Origin of the sequence: Bacillus sp. BF2-3, from assembly GCF_008368795.1 — a bacterium.
Lineage (GTDB): Bacteria > Bacillota > Bacilli > Bacillales > Bacillaceae_G > Bacillus_A > Bacillus_A cereus.
Window position 1 is genome coordinate 128,744 of sequence record NZ_QOSA01000001.1, and the last position, 13,316, is coordinate 142,059.

The following is a 13,316-nucleotide window of genomic DNA, read 5'->3' on the forward strand; positions in this document are numbered from 1 at the left end:
TATACGATTAGTAGTATTCAAGAAAGGGAAATAAAATGAACATTTAAATTGAAACTCTTTCTTCTTGTGTACTGGATTTACGTTATAAATGTTGTAAACATATAAAACACGGATGCTAATTCATATTAAATATAGAATAATGAAAAAACAATAAGCGTTTATCCATCCCTTTCAAGTCGCATAAGTGATTGATATAATAGAAGTAGATGAAAGATAAAGAAAAGCAGGTGACTCTTTTTTGTTTACTAAAGCACAAGAACTTTTAGCGTCCTACTTTGGTTATTCTTCGTTTCGAAGAGGACAAGATGAAACAATTAAAAATGTACTAGATGGGAAAGATACAGTTTGTATTATGCCAACGGGTGGCGGTAAGTCAATTTGTTATCAAATTCCGGCATTAGTATTTGAAGGCACGACGTTGGTTATATCTCCTTTAATATCACTTATGAAGGATCAAGTAGATACATTGGTACAGAATGGCATTTCAGCTACATATATTAATAGTTCTATTTCTATTGCTGAAGCAAATCAGCGAATTCAATTAGCGAAACAAGGACATTACAAATTACTTTATGTCGCGCCTGAGCGTCTTGATTCGATGGAGTTTGTTGACCAACTTATCGATATGAAAATCCCTATGATTGCGATTGATGAAGCACACTGTATTTCACAGTGGGGACATGATTTTCGTCCAAGTTATTTACATATACATCGCATATTAGATTATCTACCAGAAAAGCCGCTCGTATTAGCATTAACAGCAACAGCAACACCGCAAGTACGTGATGATATTTGTAATACACTTGAAATTAATAAAGAAAATACAATTATGACAACGTTTGAGCGTGAGAACTTATCGTTTTCTGTTATTAAAGGGCAAGATCGAAATGCATATTTGGCGGATTATATTCGTCAAAATCAAAAGGAATCTGGGATTATATATGCAGCTACTAGAAAAGTAGTCGATCAGTTATATGAAGATTTAATGAAGGCAGGAGTTTCTGTATCAAAATATCACGCTGGTATGAGTGATATTGATCGAAATGAGCAACAAGAACTCTTTTTACGAGATGAAGTAAGTGTAATGGTAGCAACATCTGCATTCGGGATGGGTATTGATAAATCGAATATTCGTTACGTAATTCATTATCAGCTTCCAAAAAATATGGAAAGTTACTATCAAGAAGCAGGACGTGCTGGTCGTGACGGATTAGATAGTACATGTATATTGTTATATTCTTCTCAAGATGTACAAGTACAGCGTTTTTTAATTGATCAATCAACTGGAGAATCACGTTTTTCAAATGAACTTGAAAAATTGCAAAATATGACCGATTACTGTCATACAGAACAATGTTTACAATCATTCATTTTGCAATACTTTGGAGAAGAACCGAAAGAAGATTGTGGACGCTGTGGTAATTGTACAGACAATCGCGAGAGCATCGATGTGACAAGGGAATCACAAATGGTTTTATCATGCATGATTAGAACGAACCAACGCTTTGGAAAGCAAATGATAGCGCAAGTATTAACTGGGTCGAAGAATAAGAAAGTTATTGAATTTAATTTTCATACTTTACCAACGTATGGGCTTTTATCGAACCGTAGTGTAAAAGAGGTCAGTGAGTTTATTGAGTTTTTAATTTCAGACGAGTTAATTGCAGTTGAGCATGGCACTTATCCGACGTTAAAAGTAACTGAAAAAGGGAAAGAAGTATTACTTGGTAAAGAGAATGTTTTACGAAAAGAAAGAGTAGAGACAAGACAAATTGTTCAAGACCATCCTTTATTTGAAGTGCTTCGTGAAGTACGTAAAGAAATTGCACAAGGAGAAGGTGTACCTCCGTTCGTTATTTTCTCTGACCAAACATTAAAAGATATGTGTGTGAAAATGCCGCAAAGTGATTCCGAATTGTTGACGGTAAAAGGTATCGGAGAACACAAACTTGTGAAATATGGCTCGCACTTCTTACAAGCAGTTCAGCATTTTATTGAGGAAAATCCAAATTATGCTGAAACGATTAAGACAGAAGTAGTTTCAGAGCGTAAAAAGTCAGGAAAAGCGTCCGCAAATTCTCATTTAGAAACGTATGAAATGTATAAACAAGGTATTGATTTGAATGAGATTGCAAAAGAACGTAACTTATCAAGACAAACAATCGAAAACCATTTAATTCGCTGCTATGAGGATGGAATGGAAGTAGATTGGAAAAGCTTTGTTCCAGCAGAGTATGAATCTCTTATTGAAACTGCCGTTCAAAATGCAGATGGTGGTCTGAAATCTATTAAAGAACAGCTTCCGAATGAAGTGAGTTACTTTATGATTCGTGCTTATTTACAAATAAGAAAGTAGAGGCATATAAAGGGGATAAGAATTTATGTATCATGTTTTCGTTTATGGCACGTTAAGAAGAGGACAAACGAATGCTCATTATATGCTAGGTGCAACATGCATCGCAGACAGAGCTTGGACATATGGCAAATTATTTGATACGAACGAAGGATATCCGGCCATGACTTATTCGATTGAAGAACAGGTGTATGGAGAAATTTATGTAGTAAATGATGAGATATTGTGTAAGTTAGATGAACTAGAAGAATATACAGGTAATGCGGAGACTGATTTATATGATCGAATCACGCAAACAGTATATGTTGCTGATAGGGAAATTGAGGCATATGTGTATATCGCTCAAGATAAAAAGATGTTAAAGAAAGTGATAGACTCTGGTGACTGGCTTATGTATCAAAAAATATAATAAGGTAGTTTTAAAAATTGGAAAGCAGATAATGACGAATTCATTATCTGCTTTTTATTGTGTGAATAATTGTCGTTCTCTTTTTATTCTTATAGTTCTTAGTACGATTCCAATTCCGAGAAATAAAACAGTAGCAGCGACCCCGCTAATAGGATTTAACCAAAAATCACTACTGTTTGTAAGGGTAATAATCCCTGTTAGGGTAACTAAAACAGCAGGAACAGCATCCTCAATCGCATGCATGATAACGCATGGCCAGACGGATTTTGTAAGTCTATATATTTCAACATACATAATTGACCAACAAACCATAAGGATACAGCCAGATAGAAGCATATTTAATCTTGAGATAGATTCAAAATATTCATTTGAAGAGCCTCCTTTACTTTTATTTATCCTACTATTTATGGGCAGTAAAACGCCCATTGATTAAAGTCTTTAATTTTTACAATGTTTTTTAATAGATAAATTAAATAGGAGACAAATAGAAAGTAGTATCTTTTGCATGCATCATTATACTATATGTGTATTTGTGTGATTTAGATGTTGCATATTCTTTTTAAATTAGAAAGATGAAAAGTAAGTTTTTTCGGAAAATTTAAATGGAAACTATTGACTTTATGATTGAATTTTTAATACAATGATACTTCGACTGAAAAATTAGAACGGACAGGAGGGAATCGTCGAAATGAGCAACATATTTGAAGATGAGTTACAAAAAATGAAGGATACTTTACATACAATGGATGAGCAATTGGATAAGCTTGAAAAAATCCCAGTTTATTATGGAGAAGATTTTAAAGAGCAAATTCTTGAAAGTATGAGGGAGTCTAATAGACAAAACTTACGTATTGGTGTGCAAGAGCCGTACTTTGGAAGATTAGATTTTCAGGAAGATGGAAAAGAAGAAGTTATGCCGATTTATATCGGAAAAGTAGGGGTTTCGGATATGGACACGATGAAGCCAATCATTATCGATTGGCGGGCACCTGTCGCAAGTATGTTTTATTCATTTACCGGTGGAGACGAATTAGCATTTTATCAATCACCAGATGGATTAGTAGAAGGTGATGTGTATTTAAAACGAAACATTTCCATTCGAAAAAGAGAACTTGAACGTGTTGTTGATACATATGTAAAAGGAAATGAAGATGTATCGCATGCCGATGATTTTCTTCTATATCGATTAGGTGAGAATAAAGATAATAAGCTAAAGGATATTGTTTCAACGATTCAATCGGAACAAAATGATATTATTCGAGCGGAAAGAAATTTACCATTACTTATTCAAGGGGTTGCAGGGAGCGGAAAGACAACAATTGCTTTACATCGCCTTGCTTTTTTAATTTATGAATATCGTGAACAACTAGAAGCAGAAAGAATGATCGTATTTGCGCCGAATAGTCTGTTTTTAGACTATATTTCGAGTGTACTTCCTGAATTAGGTGTAGGGAATATTAATCAAACAACGTTTCCGGATTGGGCATTACGTACGTTAGATGATTCAGTGAAACTAAAGCAGACAGAAGAAAAATTGAAAGAAGCATTTTCAATTAATCGTGATGAAAAGAAGGTAATGCTAGGTAAATTAAAGGGTACGTTGGAATTTAAGACGTTTATTGAAGAGAGAATGATCCAATTTGAAAATGAGTTAGTTCCGACAAAAGATTTTGAGGCGTGGGATAGCGCGATTATTCCAGTAGAAGATATTAAAAAATGGATGCAAGTTGAATATAAACATTATCCTTTACAGAAAAGAAGAGAACGATTAGTAGGACGAATGAAGCGCTGGATTGAAATTGAGCTTAAAAAATTCGGGGAAACAAACGAGAAAAAATTACTAAAAAAAGAAGCGACTAAGAGACTGAACGCATATATGAAGTTTTGGCCGAAAATGAGTGCTCTTTCACTGTATAGTTCAATAGTAAAAAGTAAAGAAATACTTGAGGCATTACCTGAAGAACTTGTTAAAGAAACAGAAAAGAGTTGTCGTAAAAAAGAAGTGTATGTAGAAGATTTACCAGCTTTAATATACATACATCATCGTATAACAGGGATTGAAATCGGGCAGAAGTTTCATCACGTTGTTATTGATGAAGCGCAAGATTTTTCGCCTTTCCAAGTTTATGTATTAAAAGAAATTACATTAGGTAATTCTTTCACTATATTAGGTGATTTATCGCAAGCGATTTATGATTACCAAGGAATTGAAGATTGGAATGCTTTTAAGGAAGTATTCCAAGAAACCGGTTATTATGAATTGACAAGAAGTTATCGTTCTACAAAAGAAATTATTGAATTTGCAAATGAAATAATTAAAAATGCAGAAATCCCAGTAGGACTCGCAACACCAGTCTTCCGCAGTGGAGAAGATGTGAAAGTAATTCATGCAGAAAATCAATTTACTGAAATTGTGAAGACGGTAAAACATTTGCAAAATGCAGATGTGAAAACAATTGCGGTAATCGGAAGAACAGAAGATGAATGCCGTGATATATATGTGAAATTAACAAATGCAGGATTAACGGTCAACGTAATTGAAGCAAACCAAAGTAAATATGAAGGTGGTATATCAGTAGTACCTGTCTATTTAGCGAAAGGTTTAGAATTTGATGCGGTGCTTTTAATTGATGTGGATGAAGAACATTACAAAAACACAAAACATGATGCAAAATTACTATATGTCGGATGTACGAGATCACTTCATGACTTATGGATTTTCCATAGTGGGGAAGCGTCACCTTTAATTAAAGGATTAAAATAAAGTGGAACTATAATCAGTGGGGAGTTTTACTGCAAGCTAATGTGGGATAAATATAAAAAGAGGATTTCTATTACTGTCTACTTAACAGGGAGATGACCATGAAGATCCTCTTTTTATATTGAAATTAATGTTCAATTTTAAACGAATAAAGCCATTAATATTAAATTTTGATAGCTATCATCCAATTTTACACCCTTTGCTTTTCTACCCTCTTCAAAGAAGCCTAGATTCTTATATAACTGGATTGCACCTAGATTATCTTCCATTACCTCAAGACAAACTTTTTCAATCTTACTGTTATTTTTAGCCCAATTGATTAACGTTTCTAGAAGAGCTCTTCCAATACCATAATTTCGATATTCAGGTAGTATGGTCATCGCAAAAGCCCCTTGATGACTAATTTTTTCTTTGTTTCCGTTCTTAAAATCTATTGCACCGACTAACTTACCATCAACTTCAGCAATAAACTGTACATAATTTGGATTTTCATGATAAGCTTTTAACGTTTTTTGAATAGCATCGATACGTACCTTTTTTACATCCTCAACCGTACTTAGCATGTATGGAGCGTTTATTAAAGCTTTTGAAGCAGAATCTAGTATTCTTTCTGCATCCTGTTCTTTAGCTTCTCTAATTATTACTGTTTTTCCATCCTTAGATTTATAAGTAAAAACATTAGTTGATAAGATACTACACACACCCTTTCGGAATATAATTAATTAAAATTTTCAACTGTTTCGCGATTCTTAAGTAAGAAAAAGTCGTATCACCTTTTTCTGCAATCGTTCTGCTTCAACTTAATAACGATTATTTCAAATATTTCTAATTTTTGCAAGGATTCATTCCATTATATAGTCCGATTGTTGAATAACATGACTGGCGTTTTTTAAACAATTTTATTATGTTTTAAACAACTGTATTATCTCTGTACAAGATGAATTAACGACTTGAGCTGTTGTGTAAATAATATACAATGACCATTTCTAATTCCTTAGTTTGTTCTTTTTCCCATATATGAACAGCATCTACTGGAATTTGTGTATGTTTTAACCAATCTAGAATTAAGTGTAGTTGTTCTTGTATTTGACCAATGTTTTGCTCCTTTATGTTCTTATTCTGAATTCTATTAATTAATTGAAGCATATAGGGAAGTTTTTCTATACATTCGCTTAAATCTCCGCAATAACCTGAAGGGAATTCATGTGTACCAAATTCTAAAGTATGGATGTAATTAGAAACTAGGTATATCATAGCTTCTTGTTCGGTATCACCACCTAATTCAATCGCTTTTCGAAGGAATTTTTCTAAATCGTCATCTTTATTGCTAGAGTCCATATAAATTCCTATCCATCTAAAAGGTCTTGAATCAATCGGGTTGTTTTCTGTCCATCTATATAGAATGTCAATTAGAAAACTATTTAGTGAGAAAGTTAAGACCTCATCTTTTTCGTTTAATGCATCTAAAATAGTAAACAACGAAATGGCAAACTCTTCTTGATCTTTTGATTCCCATTTCTTTGCATTTGAAATAAATGTCTCTAAATGTTTATAAGCTAATTTTCGAAGTCCCGCTTCGCGATGCTGACAGTAACAAATAAAATCATGCCAATGTTCATTTGTATTCATATGTATAATAATAGTTTGTAATGCAGTGAGAGGTTTATCCATTATAAGTCCCCAATCTATTAAGCACGTGTTGAAAATTTAGTGTTATTATATCATTACATAAATTAAAGTGGGAAGAATTTAAGATGGATTTTATTGGTCGCGGGATCCAATTGATTGGTAATGTAGCAGTTCTAACAGGACTCATTATAGACTTTGAAGATGAAACGTAAAAAAAATATTATGTTTATCTGGATATTAAGGTAATGAAATATTAGTATTTATTTAATTTTTAGAAAACATAGACTACAACATTAATAAATGGTATAATTTCCTTGTTATTGGAATTAAAATGAAAATATTAGAAGAAAAAGGATAGGGTTGGTTTTAATGGGGGATTCTGATCACAAAGAAACAAAGGCAATATTAAAGTTATGGTTTATTTATATACCACTTGCATTTGGAGAGTTTGTCTTTTCGAATATCATAGATTATTTAAAAAAATAAAGATTTTGCATTTGAAAAACAATTAACCTAATTTAATTGTTTTTTTATTTTTCTCTAATAAACCAAACAAAAATAAAGATTTTGAACAAGATGAAGTTTATGAAGGAAATAACGTTGATTAGGTGCTGAAAACGGGAATCATTCAAGCATGGTAATTCGCCATTTTTATAGCTTCCTATAGTGAAATGTTATGTTCACATCATATGTATACGATATTTGTAACTTAATATAGCATTACTGGAACTTCAAAATTAGTAGTTAAGGTTGCTACCTTTTAGAGTGCTATAGATATATAACTTAGCTAAAAAAGCAAAAATCATATAATTTGCGCTTTTTATTATCCGTTTTTTGGTAAATGATTATAGTTTTTGTCACATTAATACTGTACGATACATAGTATAAAACACATACTGTATGACATATAGTAATGAAAATGAGGTGAGTGAATGGATACTTTATTAAACTCGTTAATTACTGAGTTAAGAAGAGGGACATTAACGTTAGCTGTTTTAAGTCAATTAAGAACGCCGCAGTACGGATATTCACTTGTCCAGTTATTGGAGCAATCAGGGATTACAATTGATCAAAGTACTTTATATCCACTACTTCGCCGATTAGAAAAGCAGGAGTTAGTGACGAGTAGTTGGGATAAAACAGAGAGTAGACCTCGTAAGTATTATGTTTTAAGTGAATATGGATTAGAGATATTTTTACAATTGAAAAAGCAGTGGGTAAAGGATTCGAAAGAACTTTATAACTTATTAAAGGAGGAGGACGAAAATGAGTTTGATTGATATGTATGTCCATGAAGTTGCGAAGAGATTGCCTGAACAAAATCGTGAAGATATTACACTTGAACTACGGTCAACAATAGAGGATATGTTACCGGACGATTATAATGAGGAAGATGTGAAGAGTATACTCGAAAAATTGGGAAGTCCAGTTTCATTGGCTAATGGGTACTTGGATAGACCAATGCATTTAATTGGACCACGTTATTTTGATGTATATACGACGCTATTAAAAATGATTATACCAATTGCAGCTGTTATTGCGCTCATTTCAATGGTTGCAGAAAATTTTATAGGCTATAATGGTGATCAAGCGGTATTAAATGTTATTTTACAATTGATAGGTAAAGGTATAGGGGAAATTTTTGAAGTGGGTCTCCATGTATTTTTCTGGTTAACACTTGTATTTGCTATTTTAGAAAGAACTGATAAAGAAAAGGATCCACACCCATTAACAACAAGCTTAAAAAAATGGACACCAGATGACTTGAAAAATGTTTCGTATATCCCGAAGAAAAAGGCGATTTCAAAGTTTGAAGTTTTTGGAGGTTTAATGTGGACAGCAATATGGGCTACACTTTACTTTTATGCGAATCATCTTGTAGGCGTATATCATGGTACAGAAAACGGATTGAAGTTTGTCGCGCCAACGTTTAATCAAGATGTTTTGCTTCAATACTGGCCCCTAATTTTGGTTATGATCGTTTTCGAAGTAGCTATATCACTTTATAAGTTAGTACAGGGACAATGGACGAAAAGGTTGGCAATTGGAAATGCTATTCTTCAAGTAGTCGGAACAATCATATTCATTGTAATTGTAGTAAATCCACATTTATTAAACGCAGGATTTATTACGTATTTGGCAAATGCATTTACTATTTCCCCAGAGGAGTTTAAAACGTGGCTCATTGGGGGAGGAATTTTCTTCTACATGTTATCTGCTGCAATAAATATACTTGATGGTTTCCGAAAAGCTAGTATTCGTATGTAGATAAAAATCGGAAATTTCGATAAAATAAAACTATTGAAAAGATAGTGAAATAAGATGAACATGATGAAAGGAAGAAAACAATGATAAGGGAAGCAACGAAAAGAGATTTAGCATACATTTTAGATATTTATAACGATGCGATACTTTATACAACAGCTGTATATGCGTATAAACCTGTAACCCTTGAAAATAGAATAGATTGGTATGAACAAAAAAAGGCTGAAGGGTATCCAATTTTCGTATATGAATTAGATAATAAAGTAGTAGGATTTGCGACATTCGGCCCATTTAGAGCGTGGCCTGCTTATAAATATTCAGTTGAACATTCTGTGTATGTAGATAAGGCATATAGAAAAAATGGCATTGGGTCTTCATTAATGAAAGAATTAATCAAAATTGCAAAGGAAAGAGAGTATATGACCTTAATTGCTGGAATTGATGCAGAGAATGAGAAAAGTATTGCCTTGCATCAAAACTATGGATTTATTCATGCAGGAACAATAAAAAAAGCTGGTTATAAGTTTAATAAATGGCTAGATTTAGCTTTTTATCAGCTGGAACTTAACGGTCCTGAAAATCCTATAGAAGAATAAATATTTTTCGGTAGCAAGAAAAAATTCATGCTACCTTTTTCTTATTTTAATAGCTAATGAAAAGTTTTTTTACATTCAATGTTGAAATATTAGAAGTTAATATAACGATATAAAAAGAGGGATGGAAATGGAAACTGTTATAAATAAAATAAAAGAGGTACAATCTAATTATGTGGGAATGGCAATTTATTCTACAAAAGATAATCGGATAGTTGCTTCATATAATAATGAATTAAATATTCCGTTAGCATCAGCAGCAAAATTAGTCATTGGATTTGTAGTAACGCAAATGGTGAAGGAAAATAAACATAATTGGAATGATATACTTCATCACATTAAATTTAATCCGCATGAAGATAGTGCGCAGTTATATCCGCATTTACAAGGAAGAACTTCTTTAACACTTAGTCAAGCGGTAGAGGTAATGATTGCTTGTCATGATAGTTGCGTTGCACAGTCAGTTGTAATGCACTGTGGTGGATGGGATGCTGTGAAAATGTACGCACAAACGTACTTTTCAAAAATTTATATACAAGAGAATGCTAGAGATGAGAAAAATGTTGGAGAATTAAGTGAAGTTCTTGCCCTTTTCATACAAACTTTTCAAGGTTATAAATCAGAACCAGAATTATGGGAACCAATTATTAGCGGCATGGTAAGACAGCAAGGAGAGTATGAAGAAATCCCATATTATCATTTAGCTCATATGACAGGTGGATTACTCACAGCTACAATAAATATTGGTATTATAGGAATGTTTAACGAATTTCCGCTTCTTTATGTGATGGGGGGAAAAGATTTACCGAATCGAAGTGAAAATAAAGAGGTAGATGAAGCTTTTGCAGCAGTTTTAAAGTACATATACAAAGAATATAGTGAAAGCATGCTAGGAGTGAGCGATTGAAAAGAAACTTAAAGACTTCAACAATCATTATTTTAATTTTAACGATTATTGCTCTTGAAGTTGGAATCGCACTATATGATCACAATTTGTCATTAGATACAATTTACTTTGCAGCGATCCTTATTTGTATTGTATTGCTTTTTGGCACACGTGTTTCTGGAGAGAAAGAAAGTACATCGCAACGAGGAAGAAGAAAAACAGCTCTTATATTTTGGCCATCTATTTTATTGTCTATCGTTTGTTTTGCGGTTATAAGTTACATAAGGGTAGGATATGTCTCTGTACCAGGTATAATTGGCTTTTCATGCTTTGTTACATATGGTGGATTCGTATGTATTAGTATTTTAAAGAGAAAAAATAAAATGTAGATTACTAAGCTGAAAGGAAGCAATATAAATGAAACATATAAAGAACGGTACACGTACTGAAGGAGAATATATTAAAAATAAAGTTATTCAATATAATATGTCCATCTTAACAGATGAGGCAAGACAGACGATGGAAGAAGTACGCCTCGTAGTAAAAAATGAAGAAGGAAAAATTTTTGGTGGCGTAACAGGTACGATGTATTTTTATCACCTTCATATCGACTTTTTATGGGTTGATGAATCAGTTCGTCATGACGGTTATGGCAGCCAACTTTTACATGAAATTGAAGGGATTGCGAAGGAGAAAGGGTGTAGATTAATATTGCTAGATTCATTTAGTTTTCAAGCACCAGAATTTTATAAAAAGCACGGTTACAGGGAGTATGGTGTCGTTGAAGATCATCCGAAAGGTCATAGTCAGCACTTTTTTGAAAAGAGATTATAATAATATTATGTATACTGTTTGATAGGAGAAAGAATATGTACACGTATAAATTGCAACAAGAACAACCAATCTGTGCAGAAAAAATAAAGAAGCTTTATGATTCTGTCGGTTGGTGGCCAGAAAGAAAAGAAGTCGATATTGAAAAAATGTTAAAGAATAGTATAGCCATTGGAGTATGGGAAGAAAATGAATTAGTTGGATTTGCTAGAGTCGTTTCTGATGGTGTTTTTCGAGCATACATTGAAGATGTTGTCGTACATGAGAGTGTAAGAAATAAAGGTATTGGAGAGAAGATGCTTACAATATTACTTCGAGAAATATCTCATATTCATATTGTTAGTCTATTTTGCGGAGAGAAGCTAATAAAGTTTTACGGTGAGCAGCAATTTCAAGCAACGAAGCAAATTGTGATGCATCGTAATCAAACAGGGAAAGAATAAGAGGTGCCAATTAAAATGAATGCAACAAGAGCATACTGTTTATCGAAAAGAAAAGCGACAGAAGATTCTCCAGATGGTTGGAGTGCAACATGTATGAGGCTTAATAATAAAATATTTGCGATAGTAAATCATGAAGAAGGCGAAAAAGCTGCGATTACATTGAAGTGTGATCCAGAAGTCGCATTAAGAATAAGAGAAGATTATCCAGAAACCATTATTCCAGGGTATCATATGAATAAAAAACATTGGAATACTGTTTATATTCATAAGGATATAGTGCAGGAGCAAATTAATAAAATGATTGATTGGTCGTATGATTTAGTACTACAATCATTTTCAAAGAAAAAGCAGCAGGAGTTAATGGATTAATATGTATTAGGAGTGTGTGTAATGAAAGATTCGATTAAAGATACGTATGATAAATTAGCGAGTACATATAAAGAAAATCTAGATTTCGCAAATCCATATAACAGTTATTATGAAAGACCGGCGATGATGGAGCTTATTCCAAAGGAACTAGAAGGAAAAAAGATACTAGATGCTGGATGTGCAGCTGGATGGTATACTTCTCAATTCATAAAAAGAGGAGCAAATGTTACAGCAATTGATGTAAGTCCTGAAATGGTAAAAGCAGCAAAAGAAAATATAGGAGAAGAAGCAACGTTCCTTTGTCATGATCTGCAAGAAACATTGCCATTTAAAGATAATACATATGATGTGATTGTAAGTTCATTAACTCTTCATTATATAGAAAATTGGAATCAAGTATTTCAAGAATTTCGTCGTGTATTGAAGCCAGGTGGAGAACTTATATATTCTATTCATCATCCTTTTATGGATTTCACAAAGTTTCCATGTGAAAATTATTTTGAAAAACAGTTATTAATAGATACTTGGGTTAAACCGAATATTACTATTGAAGTCAAGTTTTTTAGAAGATCATTACAAGACATACTAAATGAAACTACAAATTATTTTGTATTAGAAGAGATAGTAGAACCGAAGGCAATTGAAAAAATGAAAGAAGTAGACGAAAAATCATATTATTATCTAAATACGAATCCACATTTTCTTATCATTAAAGCAACTAATAAATAGCTAGTAAAATAACTTTGTTTTACTAGCTATTTACAGTTTTACATTACA

Annotated in this window: 14 protein-coding genes and 1 pseudogene; 12 read left to right on the forward strand and 3 right to left on the reverse strand. The window is 32.7% G+C overall.

The annotated features are described in order from the left end of the window. Positions 1-238: 238 nt before the first annotated feature. Positions 239-2,356: a DNA helicase RecQ gene (recQ, locus tag DN401_RS00725; protein ID WP_000494261.1), complete on the forward strand. Its 2,118-nt coding sequence runs from the start codon at positions 239-241 to the stop codon at positions 2,354-2,356. A 25-nt stretch (positions 2,357-2,381) separates the two neighbouring features. Continuing rightward, entirely contained in the window at positions 2,382-2,762 is a 381-nt protein-coding gene (locus DN401_RS00730) for a gamma-glutamylcyclotransferase family protein (RefSeq protein ID WP_000274904.1), read from the forward strand. Positions 2,763-2,816: 54 nt separating this feature from the next. Here the strand turns inward: DN401_RS00730 and DN401_RS00735 are convergent. Continuing rightward, a pseudogene (locus tag DN401_RS00735) lies at positions 2,817-3,131 on the reverse strand (CPBP family intramembrane glutamate endopeptidase); the annotation flags it as partial. Between the two features lie 319 nt (positions 3,132-3,450). Here DN401_RS00735 and DN401_RS00740 point away from each other — a divergent pair. Then, positions 3,451-5,526, forward strand: a complete 2,076-nt coding sequence (locus tag DN401_RS00740) for a HelD family protein (protein WP_000065173.1) — start codon at positions 3,451-3,453, stop codon at positions 5,524-5,526. 137 nt (positions 5,527-5,663) lie between these two features. Here DN401_RS00740 and DN401_RS00745 read toward each other — a convergent pair whose 3' ends face one another. Beyond that, entirely contained in the window at positions 5,664-6,224 is a 561-nt protein-coding gene (locus DN401_RS00745; protein ID WP_000337118.1) for a GNAT family N-acetyltransferase, read from the reverse strand. A gap of 241 nt (positions 6,225-6,465) precedes the next feature. Then, positions 6,466-7,194, reverse strand: coding sequence for a hypothetical protein (locus DN401_RS00750; protein WP_149287438.1), 729 nt, complete (start codon positions 7,192-7,194; stop codon positions 6,466-6,468). Positions 7,195-8,084: 890 nt separating this feature from the next. On the opposite strand from DN401_RS00750, the gene DN401_RS00755 reads away from it, so the two are divergent. The 9 genes from DN401_RS00755 (at position 8,085) to DN401_RS00795 (ending at position 13,268) form a co-directional block, all read left to right on the forward strand. Further along, entirely contained in the window at positions 8,085-8,432 is a 348-nt protein-coding gene (locus DN401_RS00755) for a PadR family transcriptional regulator (RefSeq protein WP_000380296.1), read from the forward strand. Continuing rightward, on the forward strand, positions 8,419-9,420 hold the full coding sequence (locus tag DN401_RS00760) for an HAAS signaling domain-containing protein (protein WP_098771352.1): 1,002 nt from the start codon (positions 8,419-8,421) through the stop codon (positions 9,418-9,420). Before DN401_RS00755 ends, DN401_RS00760 begins: the two co-directional genes overlap by 14 nt. 80 nt (positions 9,421-9,500) lie before the next feature. Then, a complete protein-coding gene (locus DN401_RS00765; protein WP_000617522.1) occupies positions 9,501-10,013 on the forward strand; it encodes a GNAT family N-acetyltransferase in 513 nt (170 codons plus the stop codon). Positions 10,014-10,140: 127 nt separating this feature from the next. Beyond that, on the forward strand, positions 10,141-10,917 hold the full coding sequence (locus DN401_RS00770) for a serine hydrolase (protein WP_065212630.1): 777 nt from the start codon (positions 10,141-10,143) through the stop codon (positions 10,915-10,917). Continuing rightward, on the forward strand, positions 10,914-11,285 hold the full coding sequence (locus DN401_RS00775; RefSeq protein ID WP_000827997.1) for a hypothetical protein: 372 nt from the start codon (positions 10,914-10,916) through the stop codon (positions 11,283-11,285). The genes DN401_RS00770 and DN401_RS00775 overlap by 4 nt, the downstream gene beginning before the upstream one ends. Before the next feature lie 28 nt (positions 11,286-11,313). Continuing rightward, positions 11,314-11,730: a GNAT family N-acetyltransferase gene (locus DN401_RS00780; RefSeq protein ID WP_000680537.1), complete on the forward strand. Its 417-nt coding sequence runs from the start codon at positions 11,314-11,316 to the stop codon at positions 11,728-11,730. Between the two features lie 35 nt (positions 11,731-11,765). Further along, positions 11,766-12,170 carry a GNAT family N-acetyltransferase gene (locus DN401_RS00785; RefSeq protein WP_000288973.1) on the forward strand — a complete coding sequence of 135 codons (405 nt, stop codon included), beginning with the start codon at positions 11,766-11,768 and terminating at the stop codon, positions 12,168-12,170. Between the two features lie 15 nt (positions 12,171-12,185). After that, a complete protein-coding gene (locus DN401_RS00790) occupies positions 12,186-12,539 on the forward strand; it encodes an MmcQ/YjbR family DNA-binding protein (protein ID WP_000994621.1) in 354 nt (117 codons plus the stop codon). Between the two features lie 21 nt (positions 12,540-12,560). After that, positions 12,561-13,268, forward strand: a complete 708-nt coding sequence (locus DN401_RS00795; protein WP_000655262.1) for a class I SAM-dependent methyltransferase — start codon at positions 12,561-12,563, stop codon at positions 13,266-13,268. Positions 13,269-13,316 lie beyond the last annotated feature (48 nt).